Origin of the sequence: Streptomyces sp. NPDC005408 (assembly GCF_040606445.1) — a bacterium.
Classification (GTDB): Bacteria; Actinomycetota; Actinomycetes; order Streptomycetales; family Streptomycetaceae; genus Streptomyces.
The window spans coordinates 1-22112 of sequence record NZ_JBEXEX010000035.1; the positions used below are offsets into that span (position 1 = coordinate 1).

General features: G+C 72.5%; 17 protein-coding genes and 1 riboswitch. Of the genes, 4 read left to right on the forward strand and 13 right to left on the reverse strand.

What is annotated here, in order from left to right; all coding sequences use genetic code 11:
* Window positions 1–99: 99 nt before the first annotated feature.
* From cobC to cobM, 4 genes are all read right to left on the reverse strand, one after another.
* Window positions 100–1155: an Rv2231c family pyridoxal phosphate-dependent protein CobC gene (gene cobC, locus ABZS64_RS27135; RefSeq protein ID WP_355834860.1), complete on the reverse strand. Its 1056-nt coding sequence runs from the start codon at window positions 1153–1155 to the stop codon at window positions 100–102.
* Window positions 1139–2098 carry a sirohydrochlorin chelatase gene (locus ABZS64_RS27140; protein WP_355834863.1) on the reverse strand — a complete coding sequence of 320 codons (960 nt, stop codon included), beginning with the start codon at window positions 2096–2098 and terminating at the stop codon, window positions 1139–1141. The genes cobC and ABZS64_RS27140 overlap by 17 nt, the downstream gene beginning before the upstream one ends.
* A 97-nt stretch (window positions 2099–2195) precedes the next feature.
* On the reverse strand, window positions 2196–3947 hold the full coding sequence (cobJ, locus tag ABZS64_RS27145; RefSeq protein ID WP_355834866.1) for a precorrin-3B C(17)-methyltransferase: 1752 nt from the start codon (window positions 3945–3947) through the stop codon (window positions 2196–2198).
* Entirely contained in the window at window positions 3944–4765 is an 822-nt protein-coding gene (gene cobM, locus ABZS64_RS27150) for a precorrin-4 C(11)-methyltransferase (protein WP_355834869.1), read from the reverse strand. The genes cobJ and cobM overlap by 4 nt, the downstream gene beginning before the upstream one ends.
* Before the next feature lie 84 nt (window positions 4766–4849).
* On the opposite strand from cobM, the gene ABZS64_RS27155 reads away from it, so the two are divergent.
* Complete coding sequence (locus ABZS64_RS27155) at window positions 4850–5569, forward strand: ZIP family metal transporter (RefSeq protein ID WP_355834872.1); 720 nt, start codon at window positions 4850–4852, stop codon at window positions 5567–5569.
* Between the two features lie 5 nt (window positions 5570–5574).
* On the opposite strand, the gene cobI is transcribed toward ABZS64_RS27155, so the two are convergent.
* From cobI to ABZS64_RS27200, 9 genes are all read right to left on the reverse strand, one after another.
* Complete coding sequence (gene cobI / locus ABZS64_RS27160) at window positions 5575–6303, reverse strand: precorrin-2 C(20)-methyltransferase (RefSeq protein WP_355834875.1); 729 nt, start codon at window positions 6301–6303, stop codon at window positions 5575–5577.
* The gene (locus ABZS64_RS27165; protein WP_355834878.1) at window positions 6300–7820 is read right to left on the reverse strand and encodes a cobyrinate a,c-diamide synthase; all 1521 of its coding nucleotides are present in this window, start codon (window positions 7818–7820) and stop codon (window positions 6300–6302) included. Before ABZS64_RS27165 ends, cobI begins: the two co-directional genes overlap by 4 nt.
* Window positions 7814–8422, reverse strand: a complete 609-nt coding sequence (cobO, locus tag ABZS64_RS27170; RefSeq protein WP_355834881.1) for a cob(I)yrinic acid a,c-diamide adenosyltransferase — start codon at window positions 8420–8422, stop codon at window positions 7814–7816. Before cobO ends, ABZS64_RS27165 begins: the two co-directional genes overlap by 7 nt.
* Entirely contained in the window at window positions 8422–10425 is a 2004-nt protein-coding gene (locus ABZS64_RS27175) for a putative cobaltochelatase (RefSeq protein WP_355834884.1), read from the reverse strand. Before ABZS64_RS27175 ends, cobO begins: the two co-directional genes overlap by 1 nt.
* Before the next feature lie 82 nt (window positions 10426–10507).
* Window positions 10508–14173 carry a cobaltochelatase subunit CobN gene (gene cobN, locus ABZS64_RS27180; protein ID WP_355834887.1) on the reverse strand — a complete coding sequence of 1222 codons (3666 nt, stop codon included), beginning with the start codon at window positions 14171–14173 and terminating at the stop codon, window positions 10508–10510.
* A complete protein-coding gene (locus ABZS64_RS27185) occupies window positions 14170–15687 on the reverse strand; it encodes a cobyric acid synthase (RefSeq protein ID WP_355834889.1) in 1518 nt (505 codons plus the stop codon). The genes cobN and ABZS64_RS27185 overlap by 4 nt, the downstream gene beginning before the upstream one ends.
* On the reverse strand, window positions 15684–16649 hold the full coding sequence (locus ABZS64_RS27190; RefSeq protein WP_355834892.1) for a cobalamin biosynthesis protein: 966 nt from the start codon (window positions 16647–16649) through the stop codon (window positions 15684–15686). Before ABZS64_RS27190 ends, ABZS64_RS27185 begins: the two co-directional genes overlap by 4 nt.
* Window positions 16650–16754: 105 nt before the next feature.
* Window positions 16755–16897, reverse strand: a riboswitch (cobalamin riboswitch).
* Between the two features lie 126 nt (window positions 16898–17023).
* Window positions 17024–17245, reverse strand: a complete 222-nt coding sequence (locus tag ABZS64_RS27195; protein ID WP_355834895.1) for a hypothetical protein — start codon at window positions 17243–17245, stop codon at window positions 17024–17026.
* A gap of 12 nt (window positions 17246–17257) precedes the next feature.
* Window positions 17258–18505 (reverse strand): inorganic phosphate transporter, encoded by a 1248-nt coding sequence (locus tag ABZS64_RS27200; RefSeq protein WP_355834898.1) that lies wholly within the window; start codon window positions 18503–18505, stop codon window positions 17258–17260.
* A 225-nt stretch (window positions 18506–18730) separates the two neighbouring features.
* On the opposite strand from ABZS64_RS27200, the gene ABZS64_RS27205 reads away from it, so the two are divergent.
* The 3 genes from ABZS64_RS27205 (at window position 18731) to ABZS64_RS27215 (ending at window position 22099) form a co-directional block, all read left to right on the forward strand.
* The gene (locus ABZS64_RS27205) at window positions 18731–19393 is read left to right on the forward strand and encodes a class II aldolase/adducin family protein (protein WP_355834901.1); all 663 of its coding nucleotides are present in this window, start codon (window positions 18731–18733) and stop codon (window positions 19391–19393) included.
* A 54-nt stretch (window positions 19394–19447) separates the two neighbouring features.
* On the forward strand, window positions 19448–20575 hold the full coding sequence (locus ABZS64_RS27210) for an alpha/beta fold hydrolase (protein ID WP_355834904.1): 1128 nt from the start codon (window positions 19448–19450) through the stop codon (window positions 20573–20575).
* A 192-nt stretch (window positions 20576–20767) separates the two neighbouring features.
* Window positions 20768–22099: a hypothetical protein gene (locus tag ABZS64_RS27215; protein WP_355834907.1), complete on the forward strand. Its 1332-nt coding sequence runs from the start codon at window positions 20768–20770 to the stop codon at window positions 22097–22099.
* Window positions 22100–22112: the final 13 nt, after the last annotated feature.

Sequence of the window (22112 nt, forward strand, 5' to 3'; positions counted from 1 at the left end):
CGACCTTCGGCCGCATGTCCTCAAACGCCGGACGGGCTGAAATTCAGCCCCGCCGGCGTTTGAGGCGCGGGGTGCGGGGCGGAGCCCCGCCGGATCGCCCTACTCACCCACCATCGTCAGCGCCTGGTCCAGCGCCTGCAGGAAGCGGTTCGTCGTTGCCCGGTCGCGGACCGCCAGCCGCAGCCAGCCAGGGCCCAGTCCCGGGAACGTGTCGCCGCGGCGGGCCGCGAAGCCGAGGGCGCGCAGGCGGACGCGGACCTCCGCGCCGCGCCGGACGTGGGCCAGGACGAACGGGCCCTCCGCCGCCGACACCACCCGTACCTCGTCGAACTCCGCTAGCCCCGCCAGCAGATGTGCCCGCTCCGTCGCGAGCAGCTGCGCCGCCTGCGCCGCCTCCTTGAGCGCTGCGGGCTCCATGCACGCCTCGGCCGCCGCCAGCGCCGGCGTCGACACCGGCCACAGCGGCTGAGCACGCTCCAGCGCGGCGATCGTCTCCGGCTCGGCCAGCACGTAGCCGATGCGCAGGCCCGCGAGCCCCCAGGTCTTGGTGAGGCTGCGCAGCACCACGAGACCAGGGATGTCGGTACGTTCCGCCAGTGCTTCGGGCTCGTCCGGCACCGCGTCCATGAAGGCCTCGTCCACCACCAGCAGCCGCCCGGGGCGGGCCAGTTCGGCGATGTCGTCGGCGGGATGCAGTACGGACGTGGGGTTGGTCGGATTGCCGATCACCACCAGATCCGCCGCCTCGGGCACGGCCGCCGGATCGAGCCGGAAGCCGGTCTCCTCCCGCAGCAGCAGCCGCGCGACCTCGTGCCCGGCGTCCCGCAGTGCCGCCTCCGGCTCGGTGAACTGAGGGTGCACGACCAGTGGGTGACGTACCGTCAGCCCGCGCGCGAGCAGAACGAACGCCTCCGCGGCCCCCGCCGTCAGCAGTACCCGCTCCACCGGCAGCCCGTGCCGCCGCGCGACCGCCGCCCGAGCCGCCCGCCCGTCCGGATAGGCGGCCAGTCCGGTCAGCGAGTCCGCGATGCGTTCGCGGAGCCAGTCCGGGGGAGTCCCGGCGCGGACATTGACCGCGAGGTCGGTGAGACCGGCGTCCCGTACCTCCGCGTCACCGTGGTGGCGCAGGTCGTGTGCGTCAGTGTGCGTGTGCATGGCTGCCGTGCTGGTGGTGGGTGTGCCCGTCGTGGGTGGGTCCGTCGTGATGGTGGCCGTCGTGGTGGTGGCCGTCGTCGTCCGGGTGGAAGTGCGGCTGCTGCGGACGGCCGACCTTGTCCTCGAAGCCCGGCATCGCGATCCGGTAGACGCACGAGTCGCAGTTCATCCGGATGTCGCCGTCGACGGCCTCCCGGTAGCGATCGAGGACCAGGTCGAGCAACTCCTCGGTCGGGCCGATCACATCGGCCGAGACCACCTCCACCTCGGGGTGCGCCTCCGCCCAGCCCTGCGTCTGCTGACGCACCCGGTCCGGCAGGATCCCGGTGAACAGGAAGTACGGCAGCACCACGATCCGCCGCGCCCCCAGCCTGACGCACCGGTCGAGGCCGCTGGGCACATCGGGCGCGGCGAGCGAGACGAACGCCGTCTCCACACCCGCGTAACCCCGCCCTTCCCACAGCAGCCTGGCCGCCTTGTGCACCTCGGCGTTGGCGTCCGGGTCGGTCGAACCGCGGCCCACCAGCAGCACCGTCACATCGGCGCGGTCGCCGGGCGTACGCGGCGCGGAGCCCAGTGCCTCGTCCAGCCGCCGCTCCAGGACGCGCAGCAGCGAGGGGTGCGGGCCGAGGGGACGGCCGTAGGTGTAGGAGATCCCGGGGTGACGCTCCCGCTCGCGGGCCAGCGCGGCCGGAATGTCACCCTTGGCATGCCCGGCGGACACCAGCATCAGCGGCACCGCGGCGAAGCGGGTCACTCCCCGCTCGACCAGCTCGGCGACGGCTTCGCCGATGGGCGGCGGGGACAGCTCGATGAAGCCGCCCCCGACGGGGAGTTCGGGATGGCGCCGCCCCAGCTCCCGTACGAAGTCACGGAAGGCCTCGGCCCCGGCTTCGTCACGGGTGCCGTGACCGGCGATGAGCAGTGCTGGCGGGGTGGTCACGCGTTCTCCTTGATGTGGGGGTGGTACGGCAGAGCATTCCGCGTGGCGACGGCTGCGGCGAGGGTACGGCGGGGACTCGCCCTCTGAACGTGCGATCTCATGACTGCCAGCGGTAGCCCCGCGGGGTCACCATGCGGCCCGCGACCTCACGCGTCGCCGTGTTGCCGACCGTCACGACCGTCATCATGTCCACCGTCGCCGGATCCAGTCCGGCCAGTGTGGTGACGCGGCTGGATTCGTCCGCCCGGGACGCGTTGCGTACGACACCGACCGGCGTGCCCGGATCGCGGTGCTCCGCGAGGATCGACAGCGCCTTCGGGAGCTGCCAGTCACGGCCGCGGCTGCGCGGGTTGTAGAAGGTCACGACGATGTCCGCCTCGGCCGCCGCCTTCACCCGGCGCTCGATGACCTCCCACGGGGTGTGCAGATCGGACAGGCTGACCGAGACATGGTCGTGCCCGAGCGGCGCGCCCAGGATCGCGGCGGCGGCCAGCGCCGCGGTCACGCCCGGCACGCCGACCACGTCGATGTCGTCGGACGCCTGGGCAAGCGCCGGTGAGGCCATCGCGTACACGCCCGCGTCACCGCTGCCGATCAGCGCGACCGCATGACCGGCGCGTGCCTCGGCGACAGCCGTACGGGCCCTCTCCTCCTCGGCCCCGAGGCCGGATTCGACGACCCGGGTGCCGGGCCTGAGCAGATCGCGGATCTGGTCGACATACTGATCGAGCCCGACCACCACCGAGGCGCGGCGCAGCTCGTCCGTGGCGCGCGGGGTGAGCAGATCGCGGGCCCCCGGGCCGAGCCCGACCACTGCAAGGCGGCCACGCGGCGCTCGGCGCACGACGGCGCACGTCGCCATCGCGGCCCGTCCGTCGGGGCTCGACTTCCGCTTCGGGACCAGGAGTTGACCGCTGTCGGCGAGCGCCGCGGCCTCGGCGACGGAGGGGGTGCCCACCGCGGCGAGGGGCGCGCCGGACGGGTTCGGCACGGCGACCGACGCGAGCCGTTCGGGCGCGTACGTCACGAGCGGCACGCCCAGACGCTCCGCCGCACCAACGATCCCCGGCTCCTGGGCCTTCGCGTCGACGGTCGCCAGTGCCGCGACGCTCAGCGCCGACAGTCCAGCCCCGCGCAGGGTCTCCTCGACCAGGCCGAGGACCTCGTCGAGGGGAGCGTCCTTGGAGGCCCCGACCCCGACGACGAGCGACGGCGGCCGCAACACGGCGTCGTAGGGCCCGACGTGGACGATCCGGTCGGTGACGTGCAGGACGGCGCGTCCGTCCGCGCGGACCGCACCGGTGCCTGCCGCTTCGGCGGCGGGCGGCGCACCCGCGCCGGAAGCGGCCTCCGGCACCACATTCCCCGGCAGCGGCGGCAGCGGCCACACCGCGTCCGCCCGCAGCTCCACCGGTTCGCCGTCGAGCACCGCCCGGGTCACCGACGCGACCGCGCCCTCCACCGGCCATCCCAGGGTGTCAAGACCCGGCACGCCTGCCGCGTCCGTCGCCGTCGTCACCACCGGGGCGCAGCCGAGAACATCGGCGACCTGCGCCGCCAGCTCGTTCGCGCCGCCGCCGTGGCCGCCGAGCAGGGACACCGCGTACCGCTGCCCCTCGTCCACGCACACCACGCCCGGATCCACCGACTTGCCGGCAAGCAGCGGGGCGAGCAGCCGCACCACTGCGCCCGTCGCCAGGAAACACACCAGCTGCTCGCACTCCGTGAACGCACGCTCCACCGACCGCCCCACCGGACCCTCGTACACCCGGGTGCGGCCGGGCCAGGCCGCGGCCAGCCGGTCGCGCGCCGCAGCACCCGCCGCCGTCGCCGAGATCAGGCCGATCACTGCGCCGCTCCCTGCGCGCGAAGTGCCTTGCGGGCGGCCGGATCGGCCTTGCGGAAGCCATGGAAATGCCCCGGGTGGTAGAGATGCGAACGCGTCCCCGAAGCCGCCAGCGCGGGCCCGACCAGGAACAGCGTGTGCTTCCAGAGCTTGTGCTCCTTGACGGTCTCCTCCAGCGTGCCGATCGTGCAGCGCAGGATCAGCTCCTCCGGCCAGGTCGCCTGATACGCGACGACCACCGGCGTACTCGTCGGATAGCCGCCCTCCAGCAGCTCCTGCGTCAACTGGCCGGATCGCGCCGCCGACAGGAACAGCGCCATCGTCGTGCCGTGCCGCGCGAACTCCCGTACCTCCTCGCCCGGCGGCATCGGCGTCTTCCCGCCGCCGAGCCGGGTCAGGATCACCGACTGCGCGACCTGCGGAATCGTCAGCTCGCGCTGCGCGATCGCGGCGACCGCCGAGAACGCCGAGACGCCCGGCACGATCTCGACCGCGAGGCCGAGCTCCGCACACCGGTCGAGCTGCTCCTGCGTGCCGCCCCACAGCGCGGGGTCCCCGGAGTGGATACGGGCGACCTTCAAGTCCCCCTCGCGCGCCCGCTCGTACACCGCGACGACGTCCTCCAGGGACATCGCCGCCGAGTCGAGGACCTCCGCGCCCTCGCGCGCGTGGTCGAGGACGTCCGGCTGCACCAGGCTCGCCGCCCAGATGACGATGTCGGCGTCGGCGATCGCCCGCGCGGCGCGGAACGTCAGCAGATCGGCGGCGCCCGGGCCGGCGCCGACGAAGGTCACCTTCCCGCGGGTGTCGGCATCGGCCATGAGCGGCGGTCCTCTCGTGTCATTCGGGTGGATCCGGGGATCCTTGATGTGCCAGGAAGCAGGTCAATCGGCTAGCAAGGGCGCATGGCGGTGTTCGTCGCGCTCGGCGCGTTCCTGATGACGTTGTTCGGCGGCTGGACGGCCGGTCGTGTCACCGACCGCCGCCACCTCGTGCTCGGCCTGGCCGGCGGGCTGATGCTCGGCGTGGTCGGACTGGACCTGCTGCCGGAGGCGCTGGACGCGGCGGGCGACAAGGTGTTCGGGGTGCCGCAGGCGCTGCTGCTGTTCGTCGGCGGCTTCCTCGCGGCGCACCTGGTGGAACGGCTGCTTGCCGTGCGCCGCGCCGCACACGGCCTGGACGAGAGAGTGCCGCAGGTGGGGCTGACGGCGGCCGCGGCGATGGTCGGCCACAGCCTGATGGACGGCATCGCGATCGGCGCGGCCTTCCAGGTGGGCGGCGGCATGGGCGCGACGGTCGCGCTCGCCGTCATCACCCACGACTTCGCCGACGGCTTCAACACGTACACGATCACCAGCCTGTACGGGAACACCCGCGGCAAGGCGCTCGCGATGCTCGTCGCCGACGCGGTCGCTCCCGTCGCGGGCGCCGCGTCCACGCTGCTGTTCACGCTCCCGCCGGAACTCCTCGGCAGCTACCTGGGGTTCTTCGGCGGAGCCCTGCTCTATCTCGCCGCGGCCGAGATCCTGCCCGAGGCGCACCACGCCCACCCGGCCCGATCCACCCTGCTGTGCACGGCCGGGGGAGTCGCCTTCGTGTGGTTGGTGGTCGGCCTGTCCGAGTGACGGGTTCACAGCTTGCCCCCACGGCCGCCGCCGCGCGGCGCCGGTGCGATCAGGGTCGAGAGGTACGGCAGCGGGCCCTCGTCCAGATCGGCGGCCGGCCGGATCGACTCCTCGGGCAGCCCGAGCGCCGAGCCCCACACCGCGCCCTCGGTGCGTCCCGTCTCCCGCAGCGCCGTCGCCACCTCGGCCGCCAGCCGTCCGAACTTGTACGCCACCACCGTGCCCGGCCCCTCCAGTGCGCCCTTGAGGACGGCGGCTCCGGCCGTCACCGGCACCAGCGTCAGCGGCTCGGTGCCCTCGGTGAGGACCGCGCCGCTGCGGGCCGCCAGATCCTGCATCGCGGTGATACCGGGAATGGTCTCCACGGCCGTCCCCGGGACCAGTTCGCCGATCGTCTGCGCGAGATAGGTGAACGTGGAGTACACGTTCGGGTCTCCGATCGTCGCGAAGGAGACGATGTCGTGGTGTCGCAGGAGTTCGGAGACCTGCTCGCCGGCGGCATCCCAGGCGGCCTCGCGACGGGCCCGGTCGGTGCGCTCGTTGAGCGCGAAGACGACCCGTACGACCTTCTCGGCGCCGACGTAGTGCAGGACGGTCGCCTCGGCGCGTCCGCGCTCCAGCGTGTCCATCACCGGTACGACGACGACATCGGCCTCCTGAAGGGCGCGTACGCCCTTCACAGTCACCAACTCCGGGTCGCCAGGCCCCACTCCGACACCGATCAGCCTGCTCATCGCGTGCACCCCTCAACGAATCGGCGGGCCACACCGGGCGCGGAAGCCCAGTGCGTGTGGAGATAGCTCGCATGCACGCCAAGCTGTACGAACCCCTCGACGCGCCGCTCCGGCCGGTGCAGGCCCCAGGCGGGGGCCGGGCCCGCGGCGGGTTCAATGACGGTGCGGTGGAACTCGTGCCCCCGCAGGCGCGTCCCGGCCACGGCGAGCGCGCTGTCGCTCACCGCGACGGCCTCCCGGTAGCCGAGCGTGAGCCGCTCGGTCATCCGGGCATCGGCGTCCAGGACGCCGCACATGGGCTGCCCGTCGAGGGACCGCACGAGATACAGCAGCCCGGCACACTCGGCGGCGACGGGCGCACCGGAGTGCGCGAATTCGGCGACGGCCTTGCGGAGGGGTTCGTTGGCGGACAGCTCGGGGGCGTAGACCTCCGGGAATCCGCCCCCGATGACGAGCCCGGCGGTGCCGTCCGGGAGCTGCTCGTCCCGAAGGGGATCGAAGGGGACGACGTCGGCGCCAGCGGCGGTGAGGAGTTCGGCGTGCTCGGCGTAGGAGAACGTGAAGGCGGGGCCGCTCGCGATGGCGACGAGGGGCCGCTGCCCGGGGCTTGTTCCCCACCCCGCCCTCCCCCAGACTCCGTCCGGGGGGACCGCCAACCTCCCGCTCTTCAAAGGCCGGAGGGGCTGAACTTCAGCCCGTCCGGCCTTTGAGGACACGCGCGAAGCGCGTTCGGGGCTCTGGGGGCTTGCCCCCAGTTCGGGAAGGGGCGGGGTGGGGACTGGCTCGCCGCAGGCGGCAACCGCATCCCACGCCGCCGCACCCAGCCTCGGAGCCGACCGCGCCAAACTCAGCAGCCCCTCCAAGTCGCAGCCCCGCCGAACCTGTTCGGCCATCGCCGCCACCGCGTCCACCGCGTCGCCCCGCCGCTCGGCGACCGGCACCAGCCCCAGGTGCCGCGAGGGTGTCGACACAGCAGGGGCCCGCCGTAGCACCCCCAGCACCGGCACGCCCGACTCCTCGAGCGCATCCCGGAGCAGTTCCTCGTGACGGTCGGACGCAACCTTGTTCAGGATCACGCCACCGATCCGCACCTCGGGGTCCCACGACGCGAATCCGTGCACCAGTGCCGCCACCGACCGCGACTGCGACGACGCGTCGACCACCAGCACCACCGGCGCCCGCAGCAGCTTTGCCACCTGGGCCGTGGAGGCCAGTTCGCCCGCCCCGGCCGCCCCGTCGTAGAGCCCCATCACGCCCTCGACGACGGCCACGTCGCACCCCGCGGAGCCGTGCGCGAACAGCGGCGCCATCAGCTCCGTACCGCACATGTAGGCGTCGAGATTTCGACCGGGGCGACCCGTCGCGAGCGAGTGGTAGCCCGGATCGATGTAGTCCGGGCCGACCTTGTGCGGGGACACGGTGAGCCCCGCCGCGACGAAGGCCGCCATCAGGCCCGTCGCGACGGTGGTCTTGCCGCTGCCCGACGACGGCGCGGCGATGACGAGACGTGCTACCACTCGATGCCCCGCTGCCCCTTCTGACCGGCGTCCATCGGGTGCTTGACCTTGGACATGTCGGTGACGAGATCGGCGAAGTCGACGAGCTCGGCGGGCGCGTTGCGGCCGGTGATCACCACATGCTGGGTGCCGGGGCGGTCGCGCAGCACCTGGATCACCTCTGCGGTGTCCACCCAGCCCCAGTGCAGCGGATACGCGAACTCGTCCAGTACATAGAACGTGTACGACTCCGCGGCCAGGTCGCGCTTGACCTGCTCCCAGCCCTCGCGCGCCTTCTCCTCGTTCGAGAGCTCGCCGTCCGCGGGGGCTCGCTGGATCCAGGACCAGCCCTCGCCCATCTTGTGCCAGTCGACCTTGCCGCCCTCGCCGCTCGCGCCCAGCACCTTCAGCGCGGTCTCCTCGCCGACCTTCCACTTCGCAGACTTGACGAACTGGAACACCCCGACCGGCCAGCCCTGGTTCCAGGCGCGCAGAGCCATCCCGAAGGCCGCCGTCGACTTCCCCTTGCCGACGCCCGTGTGCACCATCACAAGCGGCCTGTTGCGGCGCTGGCGGGTGGTGAGTCCGTCCTCGGGTACGACGGTCGGCTGTCCCTGCGGCATTAAGCGGCCCTCCTGGTTGCGGTTACGTCCCTGACGAGCCCGGCGATGCTGTCGGCGCGCAGCTCGTCCAGGGTGACGGCGGTGCCGCCGAGATCACGGGCGAGTTCCCCGGCGAGCCCGAGGCGCACCGGCCCCGACTCGCAGTCCACGACGACGGAGGTCCTGCCCTCGGCTGCATGCAGCCGCGCGGCCCGCGAGGCGAGCGCGACCGGATCGGCACCACCCGTCGCGCGGCCGTCCGTCACTACGACCAGCAGCGGCCGGCGGGCCGGATCGCGCATGCGCTCCACGCGCAGTACGTCGTGCGCCCGCAGCAGTCCGGCCGCCAGCGGCGTCCGGCCACCCGTCGGCAGCAGTTCGAGCCGGGCTGCGGCCGCGTCCACCGACGAGGTCGGCGGCAGCGCCACGTCCGCGTCCTTGCCGCGGAAGGTGATCAGTCCGACCTTGTCGCGCCGCTGATACGCGTCGAGCAGCAGCGAGAGCACCGCGCCCTTGACCGCGCTCATCCGCTGCCTGGCCGCCATCGAACCCGAGGCGTCCACCAGGAACAGCACGAGGTTCCCTTCGCGCCCCTCCCGCGTTGCCTGCCGCAGATCGTCGCGCCGGACCACCAGACCGCGGCCGCTGCGCCCGCGCGCCCGCTGGTGCGGGGCTGCCGCCTGTACGGTCGCCGCCAAGTGCAGCTTGGTGAGCGCCCCTCGGGGCCGCCGCGCACCCGTCGTCCGCCCGTGCTCGGTCCGCGCACGGGACCTGCGCCCCGTCGCGCCCTCGCCGAGACCGGGCACGCTCAGCACCTTCGTACGAAACGGCTCCGCGGCCCGTACGGGCTGCTGCTCACCGCCGCCCGAGGCCTGTGGCTGTCCGCCCTGGGCCTCCTGCGGCTCGGCCGGAGTGTCGTCCGTTCCCGCGTCGCCCTGCGGCGTGCCGGGCCCGTCCTGCGGCGGCTGCCCGCCGCCCCCTCCGGGCCCGTCCGGACCGGGGTCCGGGTCGTCGTCGCCGAACTCCTCCAGCGTCTCGTCGAGCTTGTCCTCGTCAAGACCCGGCGCGTCGAAGGGATTGCGCCGCCGCCGGTGGGGGAGCGCCAGCAGTGCGGCTTGGCGCACGTCCTCGGCCAGTACGTCGCTGCGCCCCGCCCACGCGGCCAGGGCCGTCGCCGTACGCGCCATCACGATGTCCGCGCGCATGCCGTCCACCTCGAAGGCCGCGCAGGTCGCGGCGATCTGGCGCAGTGCGCCGTCCCCGAGCCGTACCTCGGGCAGCAGCGCCCGCGCGGCCACGATCCGTGCCCGGACAGCCGCCTCGTCGTCCGCCCAGCGCCCGGCGAAGCCGCCCGGATCGTCGTCGTACGCGAGGCGCCGCCGCACCACCTCGACCCGCTGGTCGGGCTCGCGGGATGCCGCGACCTCGACGGTGAGCCCGAACCGGTCCAGCAACTGCGGCCGCAGTTCGCCCTCTTCGGGGTTCATCGTCCCCACCAGCAGGAAACGCGCCGCATGTCGCACCGAGACGCCTTCGCGTTCGACATACGACGCGCCCATGGCGGCCGCGTCGAGGAGCAGGTCCACCAAGTGGTCGTGGAGCAGGTTCACTTCGTCGACGTAGAGGATCCCGCGGTGCGCGTCGGCGAGCAGCCCCGGCTCGAAGGCCTTCACGCCCTCGGCCAGCGCCCGCTCGATGTCGAGCGCGCCGACGAGCCGGTCCTCGGATGCCCCGACGGGCAGTTCGACCATCCGCGCGGGGCGCGCGATGCCGCCGCCTGTCTCGTGGGGCCCGTCGGGACAGGCCGGGTCTGGGGATGCGGGGTCGCAGGAGAACCGGCACCCGGAGACCACCGGAACTTGCGGTATCAACGCTGAAAGGGCACGCACGGCGGTCGACTTGGCGGTCCCCTTCTCGCCACGCACGAGCACACCGCCGACGGCAGGTGAGACGGCGTTGAGCAACAGCGCGAGCCGCAGGTCCTCCTGCCCGACGATGGCGGTGAACGGGTAGGGGGTGCTCATGCGGTCTCCTCGATCGTAAAAATCAGCCCCGGCGTGTGCGGCGCGGGGGTATGGGGGCGGAGCCCCCGGCAAGAAATCACCTTCACGCGTCCCCCTCCAGGTCGCCCTCGAGCTCGAGGTACGTGCGGCGCAACCGCTCCAGCGTCTCCGCGTCCGGCTCCGCCCACAGCCCCCGCTCCGCCGCCTCCAGCAGCCTCTCCGTGATCCCCCGCAGCGCCCATGGATTGGACTTCTGCATGAACTCCCGGTTCTCCGGATCGAAGACGTACTCCGCCGACAACTTCTCGTACATCCAGTCGTCGACGACCCCTGCCGTCGCGTCGTACCCGAAGAGGTAGTCCACCGTCGCGGCCATCTCGAACGCGCCCTTGTAGCCGTGCCGCCGCATCGCCGCCATCCAGCGCGGATTGACCACCCGCGCCCGGAAGACGCGATGCGTCTCCTCGCCCAGCGTGCGCGTCCTGACCTGGTCGGGAACCGCCGAGTCGCCCACATACGCCTCGGGCGAATCGCCCGTCAGATGACGGACCATGGCGACCATCCCGCCGTGGTACTGGAAGTAGTCGTCCGCGTCGACGAGATCGTGCTCCCGCGTGTCCACGTTCTTCGCGGCAACCGCGATCCGGCGGAACGCCGTCTCCATGTCCCCGCGCGCCGCACGCCCGTTCAGCCCGCGCCCGTACGCGTATCCGCCCCACACCGCGTACACCTCGGCGAGATCCGCGTCGGAGCGCCAGTTCCGCGCGTCGATCAGCGGCAGCAGACCCGCTCCGTACGCCCCCGGCTTGGAGCCGAAGATCCGCGCCGTGGCGCGCCGCCGGTCGCCGTGCTGTGCCGTGTCCTCGTCGGCGTGGGCCCGTACGTAGTTGGACTCGGCGGGCTCGTCGAGGTCGGCCACCGCTCGTACGGCGTCGTCGATCAGCCCCACCACATGCGGGAAGGCGTCCCGGAAGAAGCCGGAGATGCGGACCGTCACATCGATGCGCGGTCGCGCGAGCTCCGCCAGAGGCACCACATCGAAGCCCGTCACGCGCCGGGACGCGTCGTCCCAGACCGGGCGGCAGCCGAGCAGCGCCAGGATTTCGGCGATGTCGTCGCCCTGCGTGCGCATCGCGGACGTGCCCCACACCGTCAGACCCACCGACTTCGGGTAGGCGCCGGTGTCCGTCAGATACCGCGCCACCAGCGAGTCGGCGAGCGCCTGGCCGACCTCCCACGACAGCCGGGAGGGGATCGCCTTGGGGTCGACGGAGTAGAAGTTGCGGCCGGTCGGCAGGACGTTGACGAGGCCGCGCGTCGGCGACCCGGAGGGACCGGCGGGCACATAGCCGCCGCTCAGTGCCCGCAGGATATTGCCGATCTCGTCGGTCGTACGGGCAAGACGCGGCACGACCTCCTCGCAGGCGAAGCCCAATACGGCGACGGCGCCCGGGAGTTCGACCCCCAGCGTGTCGTGCACAAGCGCGGCGCAGCGGTCCGTGGACCAGCCGCACTCCTCCATGCCCTCGGCGAGCCGCCGGCACAGGTGCTCCAGCAGATCGATCGCGTCGGCGCCGGTCCTGGCCGGACCCTCGACCAGCGCGGTCAGCTCCACCGGCACCTTCACCGGCGCGCCCGGCTCGGCCAGCAGATCCTTCTCGACGAGTCCGAAGTGCCCGGCGACCGCGGCGCGCAGTCCCGGCAGGGCGTTGGCCTGCCCGCCCCACACCTGGGAGGCGCGCAGCACCGCCAGGACGAGATTGACCCGGGCCTCCGCCTCGGGGCCGCCGCCCAGGATGTGCAGACCGTCCCTGATCTGGACGTCCTTGATCTCGCAGAGATAGCCGTCGATATGCATGACGAACCCGTCGAAGTCGCCGTCGTCCGGCTGCTCGTCGACATGCAGGTCGTGATGGAGCTCGGCGGCCTTCACCAGCGTCCAGATCTGCGCCCGTACCGCCGGGGCCTTCGCCGGGTCGAGGTCGGACACGAGCGCGTACTCGTCGAGGAGCTGCTCCAGCTTGGCCAGATCGCCGTAGGTGTCCGCACGCGCCATCGGCGGCACCAGATGATCCACGACCGTGGCGTGGCCGCGGCGCTTGGCCTGGGTGCCCTCGCCCGGGTCGTTGACGATGAAGGGGTAGATCAGCGGCAGTTCGCCCAGCACGGCGTCCGGGCCGCAGCCGGCCGACAGGCCGAGGCCCTTGCCCGGCAGCCACTCCATGGTGCCGTGCTTGCCCATGTGCACGATCGCGTCCGCGCCGAAGCCCCCCTCCGAAGCCGCGGTCTCCAGCCACCGGTACGCCGCCATGTAGTGGTGCGAGGGCGGCATGTCGGGGTCGTGGTAGATCGCGATGGGGTTCTCGCCGAAACCGCGCGGCGGCTGGATCATGACCACGACGTTCCCGAACCGGAGCGAGGCCAGCACGATCTCGTCGCCGTCGACGTAGAGCGAGCCCGGCGGCTCGCCCCAGTGCTCCAGCATTCCGTCGCGCAGCGCGGGATCCAGCTTCTCGAACCAGGCCCGGTAGTCGGCGAGCGGCACGCGCGCGGGGGCGGCCGACAACTGCTCGTCGGTCAGCCATTCCACGTCGTGGCCACCGGCGTTGATGAGCCGGTGGATCAGCTCGTCTCCGTTGTCCGGGTAGCCTTCGACGGCGTAACCGGCATCGCGCAGCGCGTCCAGGACCCGTACCGCGGAGGCCGGGGTGTCCAGGCCCACCGCATTGCCGACCCGTGAGTGCTTGGTCGGGTAGGCGGTGAAGACCAGCGCCAGCTTCTTCTCGGCATTCGGCCGGTGCCTCAACCGGGCGTGGCGTACGGCGATTCCGGCGACGCGCCCGGCTCGCTCCGGGTCCGCGGCATACACCGGCACATCGTCGGGGCCCTGCTCCTTGAAGGAGAACGGGACCGTGATCAGCCGCCCGTCGAATTCGGGGATCGCCACCTGCATCGCCGCGTCCATCGGGGACAGCGCGGCGTCCGAGGCCTCCCAGACGGCCCGCGAGGACGTCAGGCACAGGCCCTGGAGCACCGGAATGTCGAGTTCGGCGAGCGCCCCGATGTCCCAGGCCTCGTCGTCGCCGCCCGCACTGGCGTCGCTCGCGCGCGTGCCGCCGGCGGCGAGCACCGTGGCGACGAGGGCGTCCGCCCCGGCGAGGAGTTCGTACAGGCCGGTGTCGGCGCCGCGCAGCGAACCGCAGTACACGGGAAGGGCGTTGGCGCCCCGAGCCTCGATCCGGTCGCAGAGCGTGTCGACGAAGGCGGTGTTCCCGGAGAGCTGGTGCGCCCGGTAGAAGAGCACGCCGACGGTCGGCCGCCCCTCGATGTACGCGCGCGTGCCGTGCACGCCCCACTCGGGCATCTTCTGCGGCTCGGCGAAGCCCACACCCGTGAGGAGCACCGTGTCGGAGAGGAAGCGGGCCAGCTCGACAAGGTTGCCGGGACCGCCCTCGACGAGATAGCGCAGAGCCTCGGCCACCACACCCGCGGGCACGGACGACTCGGCCATCAGCTCCGCGTCCGGAACGGCCTCCCCGCCCAGCAGGACGGTCGGAATACGGGCGGCACGCAGGGCCGCGAGACCGTCCTCCCAGGCCCGCTTCCCGCCGAGCAGCCGCACGACCGCGACCGAAGCGCCCTCGATCAGCGCGGGCAGCTCCCGCGCCACATCGACACGGGTCGGGTTGCCGATCCGGTACGGCGCTCCGGAGGCCCGGGCCGCCAGCAGATCGGTGTCGGCGGTGGACAGCAACAGCACGGTGCTCATGGCGCTCCCGGTGGAAGGAAAGGCAGTCCCGTCGGAGCGCCCGACTCGATGAGCCGCCACAGCGCGTCCGTGTCCGCATGCTCTTCGATCAGATCGCCGAGGCGGTCCAGCTGTTCCTCGCGCAGCGCCCCGAAGCTGGTGTCGGGCGCCGGTACGAAGCGACGGCCGGCGGCCGCCGCCACCTCGCGCAGGAAGGCGCGCCGGAAGCCGTCGCTCTCCAGCGAGCCGTGCCAGTGCGTGCCCCACAGCGAGCCGACCCGGCAGCCGTCCAAGAAGGGTTCCCCGCCGAGCACTTCGGCGACCCCGTGATGGATCTCGTAACCCTCGACCCGCTCGCCGAGCGCCTCGCCCACGGGCCGCGCGAGGGTCTTGTCCTTCGTGAACCGCACCCGTACCGGCAGCAGCCCGAGCCCGTCGACGGCGCCCGCCCGCGACTCGACCTCGTCCTCGATGTGCTCGCCGAGGACCTGGAAGCCGCCGCAGATGCCGAGCACCGGCCGCCCCTCGGCGGCCCGTCGTGCCAGCGCGTCCGCGAGCCCGCGCTCGCGCAGCCACTCAAGCGCCCTCACCGTGCCCCGCGTGCCCGGCACGACCACCAGATCGGCGTCGGCCAGCTCCTCGGCCCGGTCCACGAAGCGCACGACGACGCCGGGTTCGGCGGCGAGCGCGTCCACGTCAGTGAAGTTGGACATCAGAGGTACGGCGCACACAGCCACGCGCAGCACGTCCTCGCCGACCGGCGGCGCGACCACCGACTCCCGCACCGCGCCGCGCAGGGAGACCCGCAGCCCGTCCTCCTCGTCGATGCCGAGCCCGTGAGCGAAGGGCAGCACGCCATAGGTGTGCCGCCCGGTCAGCCCGTGCAGCATCTCCAGGCCGGGTTCGAGGAGCGTCACATCGCCCCGGAACTTATTGACCAGATAGCCCGCGATCAGCTCCTGGTCCTCGGGGGCGAGCAGCGCCGTCGTACCGAAGAACGAGGCGAAGACGCCGCCGCGGTCGATGTCCCCGACCACGAGCACCGGGAGCCGAGCGGCCCGTGCGATGCCCATGTTCACGATGTCCGTACGCCGCAGATTGATCTCGGCCGGACTGCCCGCCCCCTCGCAGATCACGGCTTCATACGTGCCCCGCAGCTCCTCCAGGCACTCCACGACAGTGCCGAACAGAGCCTCCTGCCGCCCTCCGTGGTAGCCGCGTGCGCTCAGCTCGCCGACCGGCTTGCCCATCAGCACGACCTGACTGGAACGGTCGCTGCCGGGCTTGAGCAGCACGGGGTTCATCAGCGCGCTGGGCTCCACGCGGGCGGCCTGCGCCTGCATGGCCTGCGCCCGTCCGATCTCGGCGCCCTCGCGCGTCACGAACGAATTGAGGGACATGTTCTGCCCCTTGAAGGGCGCGACCTTGACTCCCTGCCGTACGAGCCACCGGCAGATCCCGGCGGTGACGACGCTCTTGCCCGCGTCGGAGGTGGTCCCGGCGACCAGCAGCCCTCCGCCTGTACGCCCGCTCATCCCCGCCCCTTTCCGGCGCGACGCGCCCGCAGTGCATGACCTGCCAGGCGGCCCGCCGCGCATGTCGCCAGTGTCAGCAGGCCGACGCGACGGGAGAGCCGCACGGCACGTTCGATGTCGGCCACCTCGACGGCGCGCCCGCCGCCGTTGAGTACGGGCCGGTGCTCGACGCGTCCGCCGTAGGAGAGCGTTCCGCCGAGCCGTACACCCAAGGCGCCCGCGAACGAGGCCTCCACAGGTCCCGCGTTGGGGCTCGGGTGCTGCTTCGCATCGGCCCGCCATGCCGCTGCGGCTCCGCGCGCATCTCCGCCCGCGAGCACCGCCAGCATCGCGGTGAGCCGGGCTCCCGGCCACCCGGCCACATCGTCGAGCCGGGCCGAAGCCCATCCGAACCGGCGGTACTTGGCTGATTTGTGCCCCACCATCGCGTCCAGCGTGTTGACCGCGCGAAACCCGACGAGCCCCGGCACACCGGCCAGCGCGCCCCAGACCAGCGCGCCCACCACGGCGTCGGAGGTGTTCTCGGCGACGGATTCGACGACGGCGCGCGCGATCTGCTGCTCGTCCAGGGCCTGCGGATCGCGCCCGCACAGATGCGGCAGCCGCTCCCTCGCCACCTCCACATCCCCGGCGGCGAGCGCATCGCCGATGGCCCGCGCCTCCCGGCCGAGCGAAGTGCCGCCGACGACGGCCCAGGTGGCGGCGGCGGTCAGGGCAACGGACGCGGCGGGCCGCCCCCGTACCCCGCGCCCGAGGAGAGCGGCGGCAGCGACGGCGCCCCCGGCACACACGACGGCGTGCAGCGCGCCCCACCCCCGGTGGTCCCGCCACAGCACACTCTCGACGGCGCCCGCGACCCGCCCGAACGCGGCGACCGGATGCCCCCGGCGAGGATCACCGAGCACCAGGTCACCGACGAGACCGGCGGCGGCGCCGTACACGAATTCATGGTCGGCACGCATGGGTTCAGGCCGACGTTCCGCCTCGTAGGACCCTCGTACTCACAGCAGGAACTGAACCGCAGCCGGGCATGGCGATATGTCCTCACTCAGGGTGTCCGCGCCCTGGTTCGACGTAAACGGCGGTGAGAGTTCCTGGCTTCCGGGGGAGTGCTCCCCCGTGACAGTGGCGGGACCGCGCCGGATTCGCACCGGCTTCCTCTTCTGCCGCCGTAGATGGCTTCGGCAGTCCACCACGCTGCGAGAACGGCCGTCAACTGGCCTTTGACCTGCGCGGGGAGAGTGTGTCGGGGTACACACGCGGGCCGGGTCACCCGATGGGGTGCCCGGCCCGGACCTGAGGTGACCAGGGGGCGTCCAGACACCCCTCGCGGTTGTCAGGTGACGATCAGATAGATCCCGTACGCCACGGCCGCCGCGCACAGCGCGAAGCACGCGTACGCCCCGGTCCGCGCCAGGACCGCCGAGCCGCCGCCCGCGGTCGCGGACTCCTGCTTGCTCAGGCCCACCACGCCGAGGGTGAAAAGACCCACCAGGGCGACGGTGGCGACGAGGCTCACGCCGAAGACGGAGCCGAGTGCTGCCCAGTCGATTTTCATGCTGATCTGTCCTTACACCGTGGCCGGGCGGGTCGGCTCGGAGCCGGACGCGGGGGCCGGAGCCGAGATGGTCGTCTTGAGGTCCTGCGCCGGAGTGCCGGCCGGCGGCGGGGTGACGGCCGCGATGGCGGTGGTCACGACGCCCGCGGGCTCGGCCTCCGCCGCGTCGTTGACATTGGTGTGGTCGATCACCTGGCGGCGGGAGACGAACCAGATCGCGGCGCAGGCGCCGATCAGGAAGGCCGCGACGACCGCGACACCCCAGTCGCCCTGCTTGGTCACGAACTCCGAGCCCGCTGCGACCAGACCGGCGGCCGGCAGCGTCAGGCCCCAGGCGACGAACATCCGGGTGGCGGTGGACCAGCGGACCACGCCGCCCTTGCGGCCCAGGCCCGCGCCCATCACGGCGCCGGAGCAGGAGTGCGTCGTCGACAGCGAGAAGCCGAGGTTGGAGGAGGCGAGGATGACGCTGGCCGCGCTGGTCTGGGCGGCGAAGCCCTGCTGCGGCTGAAGGTCGGTCAGGCCCTTGCCCATGGTGCGGATGATGCGCCAGCCGCCGAGGTAGGTGCCCATCGCGATCGCGAGACCGGCCGAGAGGATGACCCACATCGGGGGGTTGGAGCCGGGCGAGAGCACACCGCCGGCGATCAGCGCCAGCGTGATGATGCCCATCGTCTTCTGGGCGTCGTTGGTGCCGTGGGCGAGGGAGACGAGGCCCGCGGAGGCGACCTGGCCGGCGCGGTAGCCCTTCGCGGTGGCCTTCTCGTCGGCGTTCTTGCCGATCTTGTACGTCAGCCGGGAGGCGAGGAACGCCGCGATGCCGGCTACCAGCGGGGCGGCTATCGCGGGGATCAGCACCTTGGTGACCACGGTGCCGCCGTTGACGCCGCTGACGCCGACCGAGGCGATGGTGGCGCCGATCAGTCCGCCCATCAGGGCGTGCGAGGAGCTGGACGGCAGACCGATGAGCCAGGTCATCAGGTTCCAGAGGATGGCGCCGACGAGCGCCGCGAAGATGACTTCGGGGGTGATGCCTGCCTCGGTGACGATGCCGCTGGAGATTGTCTTGGCGACTTCGACGGACAGGAACGCGCCGACGAGGTTGAGCGCGGCGGACATGGCCACCGCCGTCTTGGGCTTCAGGGCGCCGGTCGAGATGGTCGTCGCCATCGCGTTGGCGGTGTCATGGAAACCGTTTGTGAAATCGAACACGAGAGCTGTCACGATCACGATCGCTAGCAGCAGCGTGATGTGTTCCATTTACCCAGGCAATCTCTTGACGTCAGTGGCGCGGTGAACGTAGTTAACCTGAATGAACGGAAGATGAACTGAGGCGGGCTGCGCGGTGTCCTGAAGTGAGGATTTCTCCCTCTGCTTGCCGGGAGCCAAGGCGACGCCTCGAAAATATGGCTTTTGGGGCGTTTCGCGTGATCTCCGTCACTCGCCCCTCCTGTGGCCCCCGGCCCCTCCTGACAGGATCGCCGCATGAGCTATCAGGTGGCGCAGGACGCGATCGAGCGGGCATGGCGGGACCTCGTGGCCACCGCACGCAGGACGGCGACGGAAGGCCTGGTGGTGGGCACATCGGGCAATGTCTCGGTACGGGTCGGCCCACTCGTCCTGGTCACCCCGAGCGGAGTCGCGTACGACAGGCTCGCCCCCGAGGACGCCGTCGCCGTCGACCTCGACGGCAACCAGGTCCTCGGCGACCTCGCCCCCACCAGCGAGCTGCCCCTGCACCTGGAGATCTACCGCAACACCCACGCCGGCGCCGTCGTCCACACCCACGCCGTGCATGCCACCGCCGTCTCCACCCTCGTCCCCGAGATCCCGCTCATCCACTACATGGCCGCCGCCATGGGCGGCCCCGTCCGCGTCGCGGCGTACGCCCTGTACGGAACCGAGGAACTGGCCGAGAACATGCTCGGCGCCCTGCACGAGCGCACCGCCTGCCTGCTGCAGAACCACGGAACCGTCGCCTACGGAGACTCCCTCGACCAGGCCTACGACCGCACCGCCCAGCTGGAGTGGATGTGCCGCGTCTGGCTGACCGCCGCCTCCGTGCCCGGATACGCGCCCACCCTGCTCTCCGGCTCCCAGCTGCGCGAGGTGTCCGAGAAGCTCCAGGGGTACGGCCAGCCCGGCTGACACCGGCGGCTCCCTCCACTGGCAGCGCGGCCCGTGCGTACCGACACTGGAACGGTGCGCCCGGTTACCGCGACGGCAGCAGCCGTCACCACACTCATCGGCGTCGGCGCGGCCGTGATAGCGGCCGGCCGCTACGCAAGCGACGCCGCGCTCAAGGCGACGCCGGGACGGCCGCTGCCCGGAGACCCGCGGCTCACCGTGCACTCCACCGCGGCCGGCCATGTGACGCTCACCCGCAGCCTCGCCACCCAGCGCCCCGGCCGGTACGGAATCGAGGGCGACGACGTCCACGCCGTCATCGGCTCGATACTCGACGGGGTGCCCCGCCGCGCCGACACCGTCGTACGCCGCCTCGAGCGGGTCAGCCACGGCAGCCTGGAGCCCGGCACCAAGGTCCGGCTCACCCCGCGGGTGCACGACGGCGACCCGTCGAGCGCGCTCGGCCTCGACCACAAGGACGTCGACATCCCCGGTGAACTCGGCCCGCTGCCCGCCTGGTTCGTGCCCGGACCCCGCGACACCTGGGTCATCACCGTGCACGGCCTGGGCGCCACCAGGGAACATCCCCTGAACCTCCTGCCGTTCCTGCACACCCACCGTTTCCCGGTGCTCAACCTCGGCTACCGCGGAGATCCCGGCGCTCCCGCGTCCCCCGACGGACTCGGGCACCTCGGCGACTCCGAGTGGCGCGACCTGGACGCCGCCATCCGCTACGCGGTGCGCCAGGGCGCCGAGCGCGTCATCGTGCACGGCTGGTCCACCGGCGCATCGATGGCCCTGCACGCCGCCGCCAACTCCGCGCTGCGCGATCGGATCAGCGGCCTCGTCCTGGACTCCCCGGTCCTCGACTGGGAAGCCACCCTGCGCAGCCTGGCCTCCGCCCGCGGCACCCCGGCGCCCCTGCTGCCGCTCGCCGTCAGAGCGGCCCAGGGCAGGACGGGGCTGCACGGCGACCGGCTGCTCGAAGCCGCGGACCCGAAGGGCATGCGCGTGCCGACCCTGATCTTCCACGGCCCGGACGACAGCCTCGCCTCCTGGCAGCTCTCCCGCGAACTCGCCGCACGCCGCCCCGAACTGATCAGCCTGAACACCGTCCGGCACGCCCCGCACGCCGCCATGTGGAACGCCGACCCGGCGCGCTACGAAGAAGCCCTCCGCCGCTTCCTCACCCCGCTGATGTAGCGCCCGGCGGCCCCTGTGTGTCGCCTCCACGGGGAGGGCCGTTGAACGAGCCGAACAGGTTCCGTTTGGGCTTTCGGGCCGTGAGCGGGAAGACTGCTCCCCGTGACGTCCCGAAAGCCTGATGAGCAATTGGCGCGCAACTCCAGACTCCGTCTTGTCCGCCCGCGATCGCTGGCCACCGCACGGCGGGCCGTGACGACGCGGGGTACCCGGCCGGCCCCCCGGCCTCCCGAGGGCACCCCGGCCCCTTCGGAACTGGCCCGACAGGCCAGGACGGTCCTCGCCGACGCCGTACGGATCGCCCGCTGGGCGGCCGTCGAGCGTGACCCCAGCACCGCACAGCTCACCGAGCGGACCCAGGAACGGGCGGCGGCCGCACTGGAGTTGACCCCGCTCCAGGTCCGCGCGGGCTGGGACCGCGCGCGCCTCGCCGGACTCGTCGAGCTGCACGGCGACACCGCACGCCCCGGCTGGCGGCTGCGCGCCTGGGACCGTGACGACATGGCCGTGCTGCGCGGCTGGGTCGCACTCTTCGACGCCTGGTCGCTGGTCCACCCGGCGCCCGAGGATGTCGCTCCGACGGCGGTCGCCGAGGTCGTCGAGGCCGTGCCCCAGGTTCTCTCCCTCCTTCAGCTCTCGGCCGGTCCCGTGCTCGTACCGGTACTGCTCGACCTGCTCCAGCAGCGCGTCGCCGAGCTGCGCGAGGAGCGCTGCGAAGTCCCTTACGGCCCGCAGCCCGAGCCCGCCGACCCCAACTCCGGCTCCGGCTTCGACGCCAACTCTGACTCCGGTCCCTTCGTCCCCGTCTCGCTCCTGCTCGACTGGGCTCTTGAAGGCCTGTCGGCCGTAGGCGCGCTGACGCTCGACAAGGGCCGCTCGGCCACCCTGACGCCGCTCGGCAACTGGGCGGTCTGGGTCAAGCTGGAGCAGATCTGCGTCGCCGCCCAGAGCCCTGCGGGCAACATCGAGCAGTCCGCAGAGGACATGCTGCGCGGCTGTGCCCGCCTCACCCCCGGCCCGGCCCGCGCCGAGTACCGCGCCTGGCTCGCCGCCCGCACCGTCTCCAGCGCGGTCGCCGAACTCCTGGGCGTCGCCCGCGGCGAGGACGCCCTGCTGCGCGGCCTCGCCTTCGAGGCGCTGCGCGTCGTCGGCGCCCCCGCCGAGGCCGAGGTCCGCACCGCCGCCGACGAGCCCTCGCTGCGCCCCTACGTCCTGCTCTGGCTCGCCGAGTACGAGGGCGCGGACCCCGAGGACGCCGCGGACGTCCTCACCCGCGAGGAAGCGACCTGGCTCTGGGTGGACACCGCGGCGGCCGTCGCCGACCACGGCGAGCCCCAGCTGCTACTGCGCCATCTCGACTCCGCGGTCCAGGGCACGGTCCCCGCGCTGCTCGACGAGGTCCGGGCCGGGGGCCACCCCCGTACCGTGCAGGTCCTGGTCGCCCTGGCCGCCGCGCATCCCGACCCGGCCCTCGCCAAGGCCGTACGCCGGGCGGCCTTCCAGGTGCACACCGGAGGCGCGTAGCGCCGGGGCGGTG